Source organism: Acidobacteriota bacterium, assembly GCA_004299485.1.
Taxonomy (GTDB): domain Bacteria; phylum Acidobacteriota; class Terriglobia; order Terriglobales; family SCQP01; genus SCQP01.
The window spans coordinates 1-16,776 of record SCQP01000001.1; the positions used below are offsets into that span (position 1 = coordinate 1).

Sequence of the window (16,776 nt, forward strand, 5' to 3'; positions counted from 1 at the left end):
GATGCTCGAGGCCAGCGCGCTCGCCAGGCTGGCATCGGTGCTGCCCTGGCCGAAGTTCACCGAGTAGGCGGTGCCGTTCACCGTACCCGACACCGTGCCCGTGTCCCACTCGTCGATGTACTGGTAGCAGCCGGCACGGTAAGGCTCGCAGGGCACCTTCACCACCGTATAGCCCTCGGTCCCGCTGATGGTGATCGAGCCGGTGCCGGGCGAGCCGCCCACCGGCGCGCCGCCGGAATCGGCGATGCTCGTCAGCCGGCCGCGCGCATCGTAGCCGCGCGTCTCCGTCAAGCCGTTGCCCAGCGATGCGCTGGTCTCTTCGCCAAAGGCGTTGTAGGCGACGCCCGAAATCAGCGTGCCGCTGGCGCTGCTCCCGAGCGACAGCGGACGGCCGGCGAGATCGTAGGCTGTGCTCAGGCTGGCCCCGCGGCTGTAAGCCTCCGACGTCACATCGCCGGCAAGGTCGTAGCCGTAGCTCAGCTCGAAGGGCGTGCCGCCCCAAACCTGCGGCGTGAACTCCCAGTTATCTGCCGCCCGGCCCCGGGCGTCGTACGAGAACACCTGGCCGGCATCGGCGCTGGTCGATTCCGAGCTCAGCCGGCCGGTGGTGTTGGCCAGGCTGGAAACGCCGAGCGCCGAGGTCTGGCCATAGGCGTAGGTCACCGCGGGCGTGCCGTCGGAATAGGTCTTCGAGACGAGACGGTGGTCGGCGTCATAACCGTAGCACGTTGTGATATTGCGGGCGTCAACGCGTGCCACCAGATCGCCCGGACTCGAGGAACAGGAGGCGTAGCTGCCGTATTTATAGGCGGTCGTGCCGCCGGCGGGCGTGGTCGAACCCGTCAATCGCCCGAGGCCGTCGTAGGCGAACGTGCGGCTTTCCCCACCCCGGGGCGATGCTGGTCAGATCATCGAGTGCATCGTAGGCGTAGGTGGTGAGGTAGCCATTGCCTGCCATCTCCAGGCCGCACTGCGCCGCGCCCGGGCCCTCGGTGGGCCCGTGGCTGCCGACCACCTCGCAGATATCTGCCAGCCGGCCGAGGCCGTCGGTCTCGGCAATGCGCGTTACGCGGCTGGTGCCGTTGCCCTCGTCCTGGGTTTCGGTATCGCGGCCGAGATAGCTGGTCAAAACCGTTGTGCCGTCGCCATGGGTGATTTGCGTTTGCCGCCCGAGGGCGTCGAAGGCGAAGCTGTCGCCGGGCTCGCCGCAATTGGCCGGACCATTGGCGCTCGAGGAACTATAGGCATAGGTGACGAAGCTCTTTTCGCCGGCGCCGTTGTAGCAGGTATCCGTCCGGCTCCAGGCGCCAGAGGCGGTCTCGGTAGCGGCGACGGCAACCCGGCCCAGGCCATCGAAGCTGTCGAGCGTTTCCTCCCACACGCCTGAGCTTTGCTCCCGCTCGGTCTCGAGCGTCGAAGGCGTGTAGGCGAACGTGGTCTCGCCGAGCGAGGCCGGGTCGGTGACCGAGGTCAACCGATTCCAGGAATCGTAGCCGTAGCTCGTCGTGTTGCCGTTCTCATCGGTGGAGCTGGCCATGGTGCCGCTGCTGTCGTTCCAGGTGTAGCTGCGCGTGTGGCCGAGTGCGTCGGTAATCGAGGTGATGTAGGCGTTGTCACCGGTCGAGCCGTTGTAAGCGTAGGTGGTGGTATGGCTGCCGGCATCGGTTGCGGTGAGGCGGTTGCCGTAGCTGTCGTTGGTGTAGGTGGTGGTGAGATCGCTGCTGCCGGCGACCCAGCGCGCAGCGGAGGTGAGATCGCCGTTGGCATTGTAGGCGAGATTGGCCTGGGCCGCTTCGGCACTGCCGGGGCCATAGACGGTGATCAAGGACGGCCGGTCAAGGATGTTGTTGGCCAGACTGGCGTAGCTCACCGTGGTCTCCCGCTCAAGCGGCGCGGAATTGATCACGAAGCCGTCGTACTCCTTCTTGTCGGTAATCTGGCCGCTGGCATTGTAGCCGAACGACTGCTCGCCGATGGCATCGTTGTTGCGGCTCACCTGCCGGTCGGCAAGCTGGTAGGGGAAGCCATTCGTCCAGGATTCAACCACGTCCTGCAGCGTGTTGCCGCCTTGCACCGTCTGGACGTCGCTTTCCACCGGAATCCGGGCGATGTTCTCCCATGCCGGACTGTTCGCCGGCGAGGAGGCGCCCTTGGCCGTGTAGGTGTAGGTCTTCGTCCAGCTTGTGCCGGCGACGGTATCGGTGGTGGTGACGGTCGTGGTTTTCTGCGTCCAGACGTCCGTGGCGGAAGGATTCCACGTCGTGGTGTAGGCAAAGTGCTGGTGCTCCGTCTCGTTGGTGCCGTCCGGACTGACGTAGCGGTCGGTGACGACCACACCATCGTAAACGCCGGTACAGGGCAACGGTGTGCCGCTGCCGGAGGGGGTAAAGAACACGCCCGCTTCCGACGGCGACGAGGTCGTGCCCCAGACGTAGCGCACGTAGCCGCCGTTGGGGTAGGTGATGCGCTTGAGCAGGCCATAGGTCGAGTCGTAGGAAAACGTGTAGGTGCCCTCGGGCGTGGTCAGGCTGGTGATGACGGGACTGTTGCCGCCAATGCCGGTCGCCTCCGCGGGACAGGCGCCGCTGCCGGCGCCGGTGATGCTGACGGCCGCGGCCGAGGGCCCGGTCGCCCAGTCCGCCGTATAGGTCGCCCCCGCCGCTGTGACGGTATCCGTCAGCGAGCTGTAGGTAGTCGAGGGCTGGAATCCGGTGGTGGTGAGAACCGTCCGGCCCACGCTGTCGGTGATGGTGAGCGCGTTGTTGCTGGCGGCGTTGAGGGTGTAATGCAGCCAGTCGCCGTTGCGGTCGTAGAAATAATCGGGCACCCAGCCGAACTCGGGGCCTTCGCCGCCGCCGGCAAAGGTGAGCTTTTGGCCGTCCGGCCCCTGCACGGTCGGCACCTTGGTCGAGTACGGCCCCGGCTGGGTCACGCCGGGCGTCGTCGCGGCCCAGCCATCGGCTTCGGTGTCGCTCAGATACTGCTGCGGACAGCCATCCTGCGGATCATTGAGAGTGTTGTCGCCCACATCGGAGAGATGAAACGAGTCGCGCTGACCGTCGGTGCGCTCCAGCACGTAATCCGTCGAGAGCTCGCAGTCGGACGAGCCGTTCGGGCTGGTCTGAATCTCGTTGAAGGTCAGTACGGGCGCAGTGTAGTTCCAGCCCTGGCTCGCCAGCGCCGACCACTGCGTGTACAGAAAGGCGCCGCCGGTCGAGCGTCCGCCGGCAAACACCGCCCCGGCGCTGCTGTAGGTGATGGCGAAGCGCGGCTGCCAGCCGCCCGGCTCGGCCGGCAGCGGAACGGCAAACCGCAGCGTGACCTGGCCGCTCGCCGGATCGACCGCCTCGTGCGGTCCCCGGATCAGCGCGTGGCCCGGCTCAGTGGGCGCCGGCAGCGTGATATCGGCAAGGGTGGGAATGTTTTGCGCGGAGGCGGACAGAGTCAGTGCGAGCGCGCTCACGAGGATCAGAGAGAGGAAAACAGACGTGACATGCAGCCGCATAAACATCACCTCGTGCTACTCATACCGTAAGGCAGCGTGAGACAAAACGGCGGCAGCCGTCCAAGCACAAAGTGTAAGTCCCTTGTTTACTTAGATGAATTGTGACAATTTGTCACAATCTAAGGTCTTCCACCCCATACTTGGCTGGGCGGGATGTGCTGTCGGCACAACCGCTTTAGGATAGAGCCTATGAGGAACCGCTTCTCGCCCTTTGCGCTTCTGCTCGTCTGCTTGCCCATGCTCGCTGCGCAGGCGCCGGCGAATTTCCAGGTCATCTGTCACACCACCGGTGGGGATTTCACGCTGGCCATTCACCGCGCCTGGGCGCCGCAGGGCGTGGACCGGTTTTATGAATTGCTCCAGGCTCATTACTACCGCGGCAATGCCTTTTACCGCGTCCTGCCCGGCTTCGTGGCGCAATGGGGTCTGAGCCCGGACCCGGCCGCCAACGCCTACTGGAGCCGGCGGCGCATTCCCGATGATCCCGTGCGCCAGAGCAATACCCGCGGCACCATTACCTTTGCCGACAGCGGCCGCAACACCCGCACCACGGTCGTGTTCATCAACCTCAAGAACAACCAGCGCCTCGACAAGTCGGGGTTTGCCCCCTTGGGCAAGGTTGTTGCCGGCATGAGCGTCGTCGACGAGCTCGACGGCAGTTACGGCGATGGCCCTCCTTTCGGACATGGACCGGATGCGCGCCTGATTGCCAAGCAGGGTGCGGCCTACCTGACCCGCAATTTTGCCCGCCTGGATGTGATCTACAGTTGTCAGGTGCATTAGACGGACATGGGCGCAAGCTGGCTGATCGTGATTTTCGGGCTGGTAGCGGGCAGCTTTTTGGCGCTCGCGGCCGAACGTCTGCCGCAAGGGTTGTCCGTCGTCCATCCGCCCTCGCACTGCCCGCACTGCGCACGTCCCTTGCGCGCCTGGGAGAATGTTCCCCTGGCCGCGTTTGCCTGGCTGGGCGGGCGTTGCCGCAGTTGCCGCGCAAGGATTCCCTGGGCCGATCCCCTCGTCGAGATCGCCGCCGCGGCGGCGTTTTACTGGAGCTGGCGCCGCACCGGTGGCGGAGTCGAGTTCGTGCGCGAAGCCTTTTTTCTGGGCTGCCTGATCGCGCTCGCCGCCAGCGACTGGCGCACGCGTCAATTGCCCGACGAAATCACCCTCGGCGGCTGGGTCACCGGACTGGTTCTGGCGATCTGGAGCGGCCCGGGCCTGGTCGCGGCGCTGGTGGCGAGTTTTGCCGGCGCGGGCGGGCTGGCCCTCGTGGGCTGGATCTACTTGCGCCTGCGCGGCCGCCTGGGCGTGGGCTGGGGTGATGTGAAGATGCTCGGCTTCCTGGGCGCTTTCCTGGGCGCCGGCGGTATGCTCGCCGCTCTCTTGATCGGCTGCGTGCTCGGCGCCCTCGTCGGCATCGTACAGGGCGGCCGCCTGATCGTCTTGCAGCGCCGCCGCGGCCGAAGCTGGGCGCGCGCCCGCGCCACCGCCGCCTTCTGGCCGCTGCCTCTGGGAGTGTTTCTCGCCATCGGCGGTGCAATTGCCCTCGCCTGGACTCCGGTCGTTTGGCGGGCGCTGTACTAACACGCCGCGCTTCTGGGATTGGCGTACCCGGATCCCTTGCTCACAAAGCACCCCCCGCGCGCCGCCATCCCGCTGGCCGATCCCTGATCGCTGATGGCTGATGGCCGACGACTGACAACTGATGACTGACAACTGACGACTGCTGCCTAAGAGCAGCTAAAATCGAGAGCATGGCCAAGGCCGGTTTCGACGCCCTGAAGTTGTCGCGTGAGGTGTTGGGGCACCTGCCCAGCGGAGTAGTCTTTTTCGACGGCACAGGCCGCGTCGTCGAAGCCAATCCTGCCGCGCGCGCGGCCCTGGGGTTTTCGCGGCCGGGCGGACTGACCGCGGCGCAACTGTTCCGCGACGCCGAACTCTGTGAAAGTGATGGCACGCGCCTCGGCCCAGCCACCGCGAGACTGCTGGACACCTACCGTTCCTTGCGCATCCTGCAGCGCAAGGTCATGCTGTACACCACCAGCGATGGCCAGGGCCGGCGGCTGGGCGTTACCTGGTTCCCGCTTCGGGGCCGCAATGGCCGGCCGCGGCCGCCCGCCGGCTTGATCTGCCTGCTTACCGATCTGACCGCCATTCACGCCCTCGAAGAAGAACTGCACCGGCGCCAAAGCCTGAGCGCGTTGGGCGAAATGGCCGCCGGCATCGCCCATGAATTTCGCAACGGCCTGGCCATCATTTCCGGCTACGGCCAGATGCTGCAGCACGCCGCCGCAGAGCCAGCGCGCGGCCAGGCCACGAAAATACTCGAACAGGCGGCCGGGCTGAACAATATCGCCACCGAATTCCTCTCCTTCGCCCGGCCCATGCCAGTCCAACTCGAGGCCATGGCCCTGGGGCCGGTCCTGCGGCAGTGCGTCGAGGCCGTCGAGGTTCAAAAGTTCACCAACGTCGCCGTCAGCGCCGAGGGGCGCTTCCCGCAGGTGCGCGGGGATGGCATCCTACTCGCCTCCGCCTTTCTCAACCTGCTGCGCAACGCCTGCGAAGCAGCCGGAGCTGGCAAGGGACGCGGTCAGGTCCGGGTGTGCGCCCCGGGGCGCGCCGGCACGCTGGAGCGCATTCAGATCATTGACAGTGGTCCGGGGGTGCCGGCAGACATCGCCGACAGGATTTTTGTCCCTTTTTTCACCACCAAACCTAGCGGTACCGGCCTCGGTCTGGCCATGGTCCATAAAATCGTTACCGCCCACCGCGGGGTGGTGCTGCTCGCCGATGGAACCCGGGGCCATACCGTCTTTGAAGTTCGATTGCCTTCCTGCCGATAAGCGCTTTTATGGACTCTATTCTGGTTGTAGAGGATAAACATGAACTACGCGCGATGCTGCGTGCTGCGCTCACTTCGGAGGGCTACCGGGTGGAAGAGGCCGCCGATGGGCACGCCGCGCTCACCGCCCTCCGGCACACTCAATATGACGCCGTGCTCACGGACTTGAAGCTGCCCGGCAACAACGGCATTGAGATCCTCCACGCGGCGCGCGAAGTCTCGCCCGCGACGCCAGTGCTGCTGATGACCGCTTACGGCTCAATTGAGGAAGCCGTGCAGGCAATGAAGGATGGCGCCTATGACTTCATCCAGAAGCCGCTCGACCTGGAACAGTTGGCGCTCAGGCTGCGGCGCGCCATTGGCGAGCAGAAACTGCAGCGGCAGAACGTATTGCTCCGGCAGGAGCTGGCCGAACGCTACGGCCTGCCCAAGATCATCGGCGACCACGACAGCATGAAGCAGGCGGCGGCGGCGCTGCAGCGCATTGCCACCACGGCAACCACCGTGTTGCTGCTGGGCGAGAGCGGCACGGGCAAGGAATTGTTCGCCCGCGCCGTGCACCAGCTCAGCGCCCGGGCCGCCGAGCCCTTCGTGGCCATCAACTGCGCGGCCATTCCGGAAACGCTAGTGGAAACGGAACTGTTCGGCCACGAGAAAGGCGCTTTCACCGGCGCCAATGCGCGCAAGCTGGGCAAATTCGAGCTGGCGCACCGGGGAACGATCTTTCTCGACGAAATTGGCGAAATTCCCCTGGCCGTGCAGGCTAAGATTCTCCGCGTCCTCGAGGAGCGGGAATTCGAGCGCGTGGGCGGGGTGCAAACCGTGCAGGTTGACGTCCGCATCGTGGCCGCGACCAATCGGGACCTGGAAGAAGCAGCGCACCAAAAGCAGTTCCGCGAGGATTTGTACTTCCGGCTTTCGGCCTTTCCCATCCGCATCCCACCGCTGCGCGAGCGCGGCAACGACATTATCGCGCTGGCCGAGGCATTTCTGGCGCAGTACAGCCGCGAGTTCAAAAAATCGCGCCTGCGCCTCAGCACCGCCGTGCGCAAACTGCTGCTCGCCTACCGCTGGCCGGGCAACGTGCGCGAGCTGCAAAACGCCATCGAGCGCGCCGTCATCCTGGCGGAAGGCACGGAACTGCGTGCCGCTGATCTGCAGTTGCGCGACGTGCGCAAGGCGCCCCAGCAGGCGGCCGCAGACCTGCACCTGCCCGACGATTTCGACTGGCAAGGCCCCCTGCCCGAAGTCCTGAAGCGCGCCGGTTTGATCCTGGAGCGGCGCCTGCTGCGCGAAGCCCTCGAACAAACCGGCTGGAACAAGCAGGCCGCTGCCCAGCGCCTGGGCATCACCTACAAACGGCTCCTCACTCGCATGCAGGCCACGGAGGTCTGACACGGAAGCGGCCAGGGGTAACAGGCCAGGGATCAGAACCACCAGCCCGCAGGTGCGCATAACCGCCTCATGGCTCCTGCGCTGGCTGGGATTCATTTACTTCTGGGTCTTTCTCGGATGGTGGCGCCAGGCGCCGGGACTGATCGGACCGCAAGGGATTTTGCCGGCGGCCGATTATTTGCACGCCGTCGCGGCGCATTTTCACCCCGCCGCCCGCATCTGGTTCACTCCTTCCCTGCTCTGGATCTCCAGCTCAACCGCGGCGCTGCACGTCATGTGCGGCCTCGGCCTGGCGGCAGCAGTCGCCGTCATGGCGCGTTGGCACTCGCGCTGGGGACTGGCGGTGTGCCTCGTCTGTTTTCTCTCGCTCATTGCCTGCGCCCAGGTCTTTGCCAACTATCAATCCGACGGCATGCTCATGACCGCCGGATTCTTTGCCCTGTTTGTTGATCTGAAATCCCCGAGCTGGTGGAGCTGGTTCTCACTGCGCTGGCTCTGGTTCACCATCTACTTCGGCTCCGGCATCGCCAAGTGGATGAGCCACGACCCGCAGTGGCGCCATCTGACCGCACTCGATCAGTACTATCAGAATCTGCCTCTGCCCAACTGGCTGGGATGGTACGCGCAAAACTACCTGCCCCACAGTGTCGAGGCCGCGATAGCCGCCGCAATTCTGATCCTGGAACTTTTTGTCGTCTGGCTGGCCTTTCTACCGCGCCGCTGGCGCATCGCCCTCTTCTGGATCGTCACCCCCTTCCAAATTGCGATCATTCTCACCGCCAATTACGGCTTCCTGAGCTGGTTGGTGCTGGGCCTCGGCCTGACCCTCATCGACGACCGGCATCTGCACTGGCTCTTGCGGCGCCCGTATGTTGCTGTGGAAAGCGTTCTGGCTTCTTGGCGCGTAGGCTTGGCGTCCGCGGTGCTGGTGGCGCTGGTCGCCGTGACCGGCCTGAATCTGGCTGGCCGCATGTGGCCGGCGCTGCCCACGCCGCAGCGGGTCACCTTCGCACTGCAGCCCTTCCGCATCGCCGATCCCTTCGGGCTGTTCGCGGTCATGACACGCAACCGATACGAGATCGAGTTTCAGGGAACGCGCGACGGCCGGACCTGGACGGCCTACCCATTCCGTTACAAGCCTCAAGATCCCCAGCGTGCGCCCGCAGGCGATCTTTTCCTGTTCGCCCCCTATCAGCCGCGATTCGATTGGAATTTGTGGTTTGCCTCGCTCAGTTCGGTGCAGCAGGAGCGCTGGGTGGAATCGACCGAGCTGCGCCTGCTGACCAATGATCCGCCAGTGCTCGCCTTGTTTGCTCGCAATCCCTTCGCCGCGCGGCCGCCCATCGCGGTACGCGCCGTGCTCTGGCAATACTGGTTCTCCACCCCAGCGCAAAAGCGCCGGCAAGGCATCTGGTGGCGCCGCAAACTGCTCGGTCAATACGCCCCCACGCTGGTCATGACCTCCGCCGGAGTCGAGTCTTTGCCTACTCGGTAAGCTGCGGCAGGTTCTCGACCGGCTTCAGATCGGCAGGCGTTTCCCAGTTGGCATTGAGATCCTGTAGCTTGTTCAACTGCGGCGCCAGGCGGGAGCGGTAGGAGTTGTTGGCCGAGTTGTAAGCTTTTCCGGCGGCATCGAGCGCTTTGCCCACGCCCTGGAAATGATCGAGGAAAACCTGCAAGCGCTGCCCGAGGGTGGCAATCTCGCGCAGCAGCACCTGCATTTTCTGGCCGGCATTGAACTGCTGCCATCCCTGCGCCACGATAGAAATCAGCGGAAACAAGGTGCTGGGGCTCGCCAGCAGAATCGCAGGCGCCAGTTGCTGGCCGTACCGGAACAGCTCCGGATCGGCGTCCAGCGCCGCGCGAAATGCGCCTTCGCTGGGCACGAACATGATCACGCAGGGCATGCTGTTCTCCAGGTGGCCGCAGTAATCTTTGCCGGCCAATTCCTTGGCGCGGCGGCGCAGCACCTGCGCGAAGGCGTTGTAGCAAGCCAGTCGCCGGGCTTCTTCGCTGGCGTCCAGTCCGGCAAGGAAATCGTTCAGGCTGGCCTTGGCATCAACCGCCAGCTTGCGGCCGCTGGGCAGGTAGACGACCGCATCCGGACGCAGGCCATTATCCAGCGTGAACTGCAGGTCATAGTCGATCTGTTCATGCAAGCCGCAAGCAGCAAAAATATTCTTTAAAACCGATTCGCCCCAGTCCCCGCGCACGCTATTGCTGGTGGCGAGCGCTTCGCGCAGCGTGCGCGCCTCCTGGGTCATGGCCGCACCCGCGCCCACCATCTGCTGAAGCTGCTGTTCGACTTTGGCCTGCGCCGCGGCGCGTTCTTTTTCAAACTCGGTAATGCGCGCCTGGTAGCTTTCGAGACGCGATTGCATGTCTTGCAATTTCGCCTGCAGGCCCGCGCTGGTGGTCTCGACCTGACGCACAGTTACTTCGCCCAGAAGCTGCAGTTCCGGGCCCGCGATGGATTTAAGTTCCGCGGCGACAGCCGTGCGCGTGCGCCACACCACGAACCAGGTCAACGCCACTCCGGCCGCCAGGCCGACCAGGACGTACAGCACGCCCATCATGCCGGCACCTTCCGCGCCGCCGCCACCGCCCGGTAGCGCGGCGTGAAGCCCAGCGCGCGGGCGCGCTCGAGCAAGCCGTTGAAGTCGAGGCTGATGGTGGCCCCGGCGCTCTGCGTAACCTCATCCTCGATCGGCAGGTCAAAGTCGTCGGCGCCATAGCAAAGTCCGTCCAGCGCGCCTTCGTTTTGGGTCAGCACCGAAGTGCGGATGCGGGCGATGTTGTCGAGATAAATGCGGCTGAGCGCGAGGTGACGCAGGTACTCGCGCGTCGAAACTTCCTTCCCGCCGAGAGGGGTGCCGTAGGGTTTGTAGGTCCAGCAGAGAAAACTCGCCAGACCGCCGGTCGCATCCTGAAACGCGCGCGTACGCTCCAGATGCTCCAGCCGCTCGGCCAGCGTCTCGTCGAAGCCGATCACCATGGTCGCGGTGGTCTTCAGGCCGGCAGCGACAATGGCCGCCTGCGCCGCAAAATACTCGGCAACGCTGTATTTGAACTTGCTGTGCCGCGCGCGGAAGCTTTCGGTGAGGATTTCCGAGCCGCCACCGGTGATCCAGCGCACCCCTGCGGCACGGAAGCGTTCCGCCGCCTGCGCCCAGCTCAGCTTGGCGTGGTCGGCCAGATACATAAACTCGGCAACCGTGAGCGCATAAAATTCCAGCCGGTCGCCATAGCGGGCGCGCAGCGAGGAAAACAAATCGCAGTAGTAATCGAGCGGCAGATGCGGGTTGAAGCCGCCGTTGAAACCCGCCAGATCGCCGCCCATCGCCAGCAGCTCGTCAATTTTGGCGAACACCTGCTCGCGGCTCAGCACATATCCGCCCGCTTGCCCCGGCAGGCGGTAGAAGGCACAATAATCGCACTGCGCCACGCACACGTTGGTATAGTTCACGATGCGCATGATCAGGTACGTGCACTCCCCCGGCCGGTGAAACCGCGCCCGCACCGCCGTGGCCAGCCGCTGCCAATCTTCGTCGCTGGCCTCGCGCCAGAGCTGCTCAGCGTCAGCCGCGTCGATGCGCTCGCCCGCCTCGACCTTTTCATACAATGAGGTCATTCGGAGATTAGGTTAGCAAATCCGCATGGCCTCAGACATTTTCACCATTGGACACTCCACCCGAACCAGCGAAGAATTCGTGCATCTGCTGCAAATGCATGGGGTGCAGCAGCTTTGCGATGTCCGCACCATCGCCAAATCGCGGCACAATCCCCAGTTTGCCGAGCCGGAGCTTGCCGCCAGCCTCACGGCCGTAAAAATCACTTATCGCCGCCTGGCCCAGCTCGGCGGCCTGCGCCACGCCCACAAGGACTCGCCCAACACCGGCTGGCGCAACCTCAGCTTCCGCGGCTACGCCGACTACATGCAAACCCCGGCGTTTGCCGCAGGGCTGGCCGAGCTGGAAGCTTTAGCCCGCGCGGCGCCAACCGCGATCATGTGTGCCGAGGCGGTGCCCTGGCGCTGCCACCGCTCGCTCATTGGCGACGCCCTGACGGTGCACGGATGGCAGGTATGGGACATCATCACCGAGAAACCGCCATCTCCGCATCGCATGACACCCTTTTTGCGCGTGGTGGATGGCCACTTAACATACCCTGCCACCGAATGAGGCTTCGCGCGTCATACTGTTTGTAGCAATTCTCCTTAAGGAGCCCCTCTGCATGCAATCACACTGGCGTAATGGTCTTTTCGCAACTGCTTTGAGCCTTGGAATGCTTCCCGTGGGCCTGGGCGCCCTGACGCCACCTCGCCAAAGCCACCAAAGCCAGATGACCACGGTCTATTCCGGCGTGGTCACCGATTCTATGTGCGGCGCTAAGCACACCATGGGCGGCAGCTCACCCGCAGCCTGCGTGCACATGTGTGTCGCCGGTGGCTCTGACTACGCGCTGGTGGTCGGCCAGAAAATCTACACCCTGGCCACCCACAACAACGCCCAGCTCAAAGAACTCTACAAGTACGCCGCCAAGCGCGTCGAAGTCCGCGGCACCCTAAAAGGCGACACCCTGACGGTCCACTCCGTCCGCCCCGCAGCACACTGAGGTTCGCGAGGTTCGCGGTACTGAAATACTGACGTACTGAAATACTGATGTACTGTTACGGCTGCACCTTCAAGTGCATGTTGGCGAGCAGAGTGTAAACCGCGCGTTCGTAAGCAATCTTCGCGATCTGGTAGCTGGTGTAGGAGGATAGGAGCTGCGACTGTGCCTGGCTCAACTGCACCTGGCCTTGCAAAAGCTGGAACAGGGTGATGGTGCCGAGCAGGTACTCCTGATTTTCCGCATCGACGTTCTTCTGCGAGAGATCGCGTGCGATGGTCGCCGACTTGACCTCTTCGACCGCCATGCGAAGCTGGGTGTCGGCTAAGCGCACATCCTGGCGGATGGTCTGCTCCTCGTTGCGGATGTTGTACTCTGCCTGCGTCTGCGCCAGCATCGAATCGGCCAACTGCGACTCGGCGCGGCTGTTGCGCAGCGGCAGCGTCAACTGCAGGCTGAAGCCGTAGGTCGGCGAGTTGAAAGCAAAGAGTTGATTGAAGTCGTGGCCCAGACCGGTACTGGACCCGCCGACGACCACGCCCAGCGGCGTCACGGAAGCGATCTGGTTGCCCGCGAGGGCATTCGAGCCGTAGCTGCCCGTGAGGTTCAACTGCGGCCGCAGGGCGTCGTGTGCAGCCGCGATGTTGAACTTGTTCTCCAGGTTCTGGCGTTGCAACGCATTCAACTCGGGACGATGAGCCAGCGCAACCTGGATCGCCTGATTGACGGGCATCGAGGGCGGCGTGGGAATCACGGCGCTGGGATCGTCATCAAGGATGAGGGTCGCATTTTGCGCCGTGGGATCCAGGTCGGCGCCAATCAAGCGGCGAATCTGGTCGAGCTGAAGCTGATACTGGGTCTGCGCCTGCAAGAGCGCGGTCTTATCCTGCGCGAGCTGCGCCTCCGGGTTAAAGATGTCGCCGGGGGCGAGCGCGCCCAGCTCCAGCATTTTCTTGTTGCGGTCGTACGATTGCTGCGCCAGATTCACGGCCTGCTGCTGCACTTTGATCTGGTCACGCGCCTGCACCGTTTGCCAGTACTGATCGGCTGCCTGCTGGATGTCGGTGGCGATAGAAGCCTGCGTCTGGTCGCTCACCACCAGCACCTGCGTCTTGGCGACGAGCAAGGGGGTCTTGGCCTGCAGCCCGGAGCGGTTCTGCAGTAAGGGCTGGGTAAATGAAAATCCGAGGTTGGCGCCAAGGCTGGGATTGAAGGTGTTGAACAAGGCGTTGCTGGAATTCCGGTTGGTGCCAAAATCCGCCAGGATCGTCTGGCCGCTCGATAACACCTGCGAGTATCCAATCGAGCTGCGCTGACTCAGGCTGCTGAGCGTCTCGGCGCCGCTGATCTGACTCGTCTGCGGCTGCACATTGCGGGTGCCGTTGAAGCTGGCCGTGATGCTGGGATCAAACGGGCTGTTGGCGGCAATCACCCCATAGTCCGCGGCATTGTCGTTCAATTGCAGCAAATGCACGGCGGTATCGTTTTTGAGCACCAGTTGCAGAAAATCCTCCAGCGTCAGATGCAAATCACCGTTTTGAATGCGCTGGTTCAGGCCTTCGATGGGCTGCACCGTGGGTGGGCTGAGGTGGAAATGCAGGATGGTTTGCGCACCGAGCGGTGCAGCCACCACGGCAAAGGCCAGGACCGCAACCAGAGTAACGGCCACACGGAGACGCGAACTATTCATAGCGAAGAGCCTCGATAGGATCAATGCGCGCGGCTTTGCGGGCGGGATAAATGCCGAACAGTACCCCCACGCCAACCGACACGCCGAAAGCGATAATGATCGACCAACTGGTGACCACCGTTGGCCAGTGCGCGGTGGCCGCAATCGTCCAGGAAAGGATGTAGCCGAATAAGATGCCCAGCGCACCGCCCGACAGCGAAATCAGCACCGCCTCCGCCAGGAACTGCCGCAGAATGTCGGTCCGGCGCGCTCCCGTGGCCCGCCGCACCCCAATTTCGCGCGTGCGCTCCATGACCGTCGCCAGCACGATGTTCATGATCCCGATGCCGCCCACCAGCAGCGAGATCGCCGCGACGGCGACCATGACCAGCGTGAAGATGCGCTGCGTCTGCTGCTGTTGCGCCAGCAGTGCCGCCGGAACGGTCACGTTGAAATCGTCGGTATTGTGATGCGTCGAATTGAGAATGGCGGTCACCACCGCCGCCGCGGCAACGCTGTTGGCGCTGGGCTTCAGACTCATGTCCACACCGTCGAGAAAATCCTTCTGGCGAAAACTGTTGTCGTAGAAGCGGTTGTCGAAAGTGTTCAGCGGCGTGTAGATGACGTTGTTCCAGTCACGGCTGGTCGCGCCTCCGCTCAACTGTTCATCGAGCACGCCGATCACCCGCAGCCAGCCGTCGTTGACCTTGATGTATTTGCCTACCGCGGCCGTATAGCCAAACAAACTGACTTTCGCAGTCTGACCCAGCACCGCCACCGGCGCGCTGGCGGCGTTATCCAGTTGATCGAAGAAGCTGCCCTCGAGCGCATGAAACCCATGGATCGAGGCAAACGATGGATCCACGCCTTCCAGCGCTGGCATCGCCTGCGTCGGCTGCGGCATCAGGTTCTGCGGGTGCAGCGACCGCCGCGGCGAAAGTTGGCTCAAGCCATCGAGGTTGGCCTGAATGATGCGCACGTCGCGCATCGTCAATCCCGGCGAGGTAAGCCGCCGCGCCTGCAGTTCCTGGGGACTGCCGGGCGCGATGGAGTCCACCATCAGGTTATGCACGCCCAGGGCTTCAATCGTCGCCAGGGCTTGCTGTTTGGCGCCCGCGCTGATCGCCAGCATGCCGATCACGGCGCCCACCCCGAAGACCATGCCCAGGCCGGTCAGCATCGTGCGCGTCTTTTGCGCACGCAGGTTCTGGCTGGCCTGAACCAGGTCAGTTCCAATCCGTGAGAAATCGTTCATTTAAAGTCCTCGACCCCCGCCGCCGGGTCCGCCGCCGGGCCCGCCCCCGCCAGGACCACCACGGCCGCCAAAGCCTCCGCGGCCTCCGCGGCCCCCGCGGCCCCCGCGCCGGCCGCCCGCGCCGCGTTCCTGGCCTGGCTTTGCGCCCGGGGAGGGCGTAGCGTCCGCCGCGCTGCCGCCACCTCCGCTGGCGCGATTTTGGGGATTGGTCAGCGCCAGCACGTCGCCTTGCGCCACGCCTTCCAGCACCACCTGGCTTTCGCTGCGCCCAATCACCTTCACCGGCACCTGGGCAAATTCTCCACTGCGGCGGAGGAAGACCACTTGCTGGCCGGCTTGGTTAAAGACGGTCTGCGCGGGGGCGTGGAGCACATTCGGCATCACATCGGTCGTCACTACCGCGTTGGCGGTAAAGCCAGGGTGCAGCTCGGGTAAAGGATCCAGCAGCTTCACATCGCACTCCACTTGCCGGTCCCACACCGGACCCGTGGCCTGGCCCAGCGCCGTGATGCTGCCGTGGAATGTGCGGCCCGGGAGCGGAATAAAATTGATCGCCACCGGTTGTTCCGGCTGCAGGTGCCCAGCGTCCAGCTCGTTCACCTGGAGCGCCACCTGCCAGGAACTCGTATCCGGAATTTCAGCGACCGTCTGACCGTGGCGAACCGTGTCGCCTACCTGAAAGTCCTGTGCCGCCTGCCCCGCGAACCCGCGCATGAAGCCCGAGTTGGTTTCAATCGCCACGTAGCCGGCATGGGAGGCGCGTAGCGTCATGGCCGCAATATCGGCTTGTGCCGTAGCCGCGTCGGCTTCCGCTTTCTTCTCCGCCGCCAGTTGCACCGCGATGGTGGCCTCGTTGCTGGCCTTGCGGCTGGCGATATCGTGTTCCAGTTGCGCCAGCCGGGCCTGATCCGATTTCAACTGCAGGTCGTTTTCCTGCGCCTGAATCTGCGGCAGAATCGGATTCTGCTGCACCTGCAATTTGTCGAGCTGGATCTGATACCGCGCATTGACCAGCGCGTAGTTGTCCGAGGCGGTTTGCGCCGCCGTTTGCGATTCTGCCAGCGCCACCTGCTGCCGCGCCTGATCCAGCGCCTCTTCGGCCTGCGTGAGGCTGTAATGCTCCTGCGTGGTATCAAACTGCACAACCACATCACCCGGCTTCACCAGCGTGCCGGGGGGCAGCAGGGAGCTGATCGTCAGTTGCCCATGACGGATGGAGGGTCCTACCAGCAAATCGGCATTGCCGCCTTGGAGCGTGCCCGGCGCGAACACTTGCAGCCGCACCGGGCTCCGTTGCACGATCGCGGTGGGAACGCCCGCCGTAGGCGAGGGATTGAGCGCGCGGATCAGCGCCCAGGCTCCCCAGGCGACCGCCAACACTACCGCGATGACGATGACCCAGCGCAGCAGGCGCGTCAGCGCCGAGCCGCCATTGCGGCCCAATCGCTTGGGCGGCGGCGTAACTTCGGTAAGCGGGGGAACGGGACTGGTCATGATCT

At 64.2% G+C, this 16,776-nt stretch carries 14 protein-coding genes; 7 read left to right on the forward strand and 7 right to left on the reverse strand.

The annotated features are described in order from the left end of the window. Together EPN33_00005 and EPN33_00010 are read right to left on the reverse strand one after the other, a co-directional pair. A partial coding sequence (locus EPN33_00005; protein TAN24193.1) for a hypothetical protein occupies window positions 1-846 on the reverse strand: 846 nt, incomplete at its 3' end. After that, complete coding sequence (locus tag EPN33_00010; GenBank protein TAN24194.1) at window positions 803-3,514, reverse strand: hypothetical protein; 2,712 nt, start codon at window positions 3,512-3,514, stop codon at window positions 803-805. The genes EPN33_00005 and EPN33_00010, both read right to left, overlap by 44 nt. Before the next feature lie 228 nt (window positions 3,515-3,742). Here EPN33_00010 and EPN33_00015 point away from each other — a divergent pair, with 228 nt between their 5' ends. The 5 genes from EPN33_00015 (at window position 3,743) to EPN33_00035 (ending at window position 9,237) form a co-directional block, all read left to right on the forward strand. After that, window positions 3,743-4,288, forward strand: coding sequence for a peptidylprolyl isomerase (locus EPN33_00015; protein ID TAN24713.1), 546 nt, complete (start codon window positions 3,743-3,745; stop codon window positions 4,286-4,288). Between the two features lie 6 nt (window positions 4,289-4,294). Then, window positions 4,295-5,089: a prepilin peptidase gene (locus tag EPN33_00020; protein TAN24195.1), complete on the forward strand. Its 795-nt coding sequence runs from the start codon at window positions 4,295-4,297 to the stop codon at window positions 5,087-5,089. 170 nt (window positions 5,090-5,259) lie between these two features. Then, window positions 5,260-6,348, forward strand: a complete 1,089-nt coding sequence (locus EPN33_00025) for a PAS domain-containing protein (GenBank protein ID TAN24196.1) — start codon at window positions 5,260-5,262, stop codon at window positions 6,346-6,348. A gap of 8 nt (window positions 6,349-6,356) precedes the next feature. Further along, window positions 6,357-7,742 carry a sigma-54-dependent Fis family transcriptional regulator gene (locus EPN33_00030; protein TAN24197.1) on the forward strand — a complete coding sequence of 462 codons (1,386 nt, stop codon included), beginning with the start codon at window positions 6,357-6,359 and terminating at the stop codon, window positions 7,740-7,742. Between the two features lie 52 nt (window positions 7,743-7,794). Next, window positions 7,795-9,237, forward strand: a complete 1,443-nt coding sequence (locus tag EPN33_00035) for a lipase maturation factor family protein (GenBank protein TAN24198.1) — start codon at window positions 7,795-7,797, stop codon at window positions 9,235-9,237. Here the strand turns inward: EPN33_00035 and EPN33_00040 are convergent. Both EPN33_00040 and EPN33_00045 read right to left on the reverse strand, forming a co-directional pair. Next, window positions 9,227-10,318, reverse strand: a complete 1,092-nt coding sequence (locus EPN33_00040) for a DNA recombination protein RmuC (GenBank protein TAN24199.1) — start codon at window positions 10,316-10,318, stop codon at window positions 9,227-9,229. The two genes, EPN33_00035 and EPN33_00040, sit on opposite strands and share 11 nt — an antisense overlap. Continuing rightward, complete coding sequence (locus EPN33_00045) at window positions 10,315-11,373, reverse strand: radical SAM protein (protein ID TAN24200.1); 1,059 nt, start codon at window positions 11,371-11,373, stop codon at window positions 10,315-10,317. The genes EPN33_00040 and EPN33_00045 overlap by 4 nt, the downstream gene beginning before the upstream one ends. 25 nt (window positions 11,374-11,398) lie before the next feature. Here EPN33_00045 and EPN33_00050 point away from each other — a divergent pair, with 25 nt between their 5' ends. Continuing rightward, window positions 11,399-11,923, forward strand: coding sequence for a DUF488 domain-containing protein (locus tag EPN33_00050; GenBank protein TAN24201.1), 525 nt, complete (start codon window positions 11,399-11,401; stop codon window positions 11,921-11,923). Between the two features lie 103 nt (window positions 11,924-12,026). Further along, window positions 12,027-12,356 carry a hypothetical protein gene (locus EPN33_00055; GenBank protein TAN24202.1) on the forward strand — a complete coding sequence of 110 codons (330 nt, stop codon included), beginning with the start codon at window positions 12,027-12,029 and terminating at the stop codon, window positions 12,354-12,356. Window positions 12,357-12,411: 55 nt separating this feature from the next. Here EPN33_00055 and EPN33_00060 read toward each other — a convergent pair whose 3' ends face one another. From EPN33_00060 to EPN33_00070, 3 genes are read right to left on the reverse strand one after another with little or no spacing between them, the layout of a single operon-like run. Continuing rightward, window positions 12,412-14,043, reverse strand: coding sequence for a TolC family protein (locus tag EPN33_00060; GenBank protein TAN24203.1), 1,632 nt, complete (start codon window positions 14,041-14,043; stop codon window positions 12,412-12,414). Beyond that, window positions 14,036-15,277: an FtsX-like permease family protein gene (locus EPN33_00065; protein ID TAN24204.1), complete on the reverse strand. Its 1,242-nt coding sequence runs from the start codon at window positions 15,275-15,277 to the stop codon at window positions 14,036-14,038. Before EPN33_00065 ends, EPN33_00060 begins: the two co-directional genes overlap by 8 nt. Further along, entirely contained in the window at window positions 15,278-16,771 is a 1,494-nt protein-coding gene (locus tag EPN33_00070; GenBank protein TAN24205.1) for an HlyD family efflux transporter periplasmic adaptor subunit, read from the reverse strand. Window positions 16,772-16,776 lie beyond the last annotated feature (5 nt).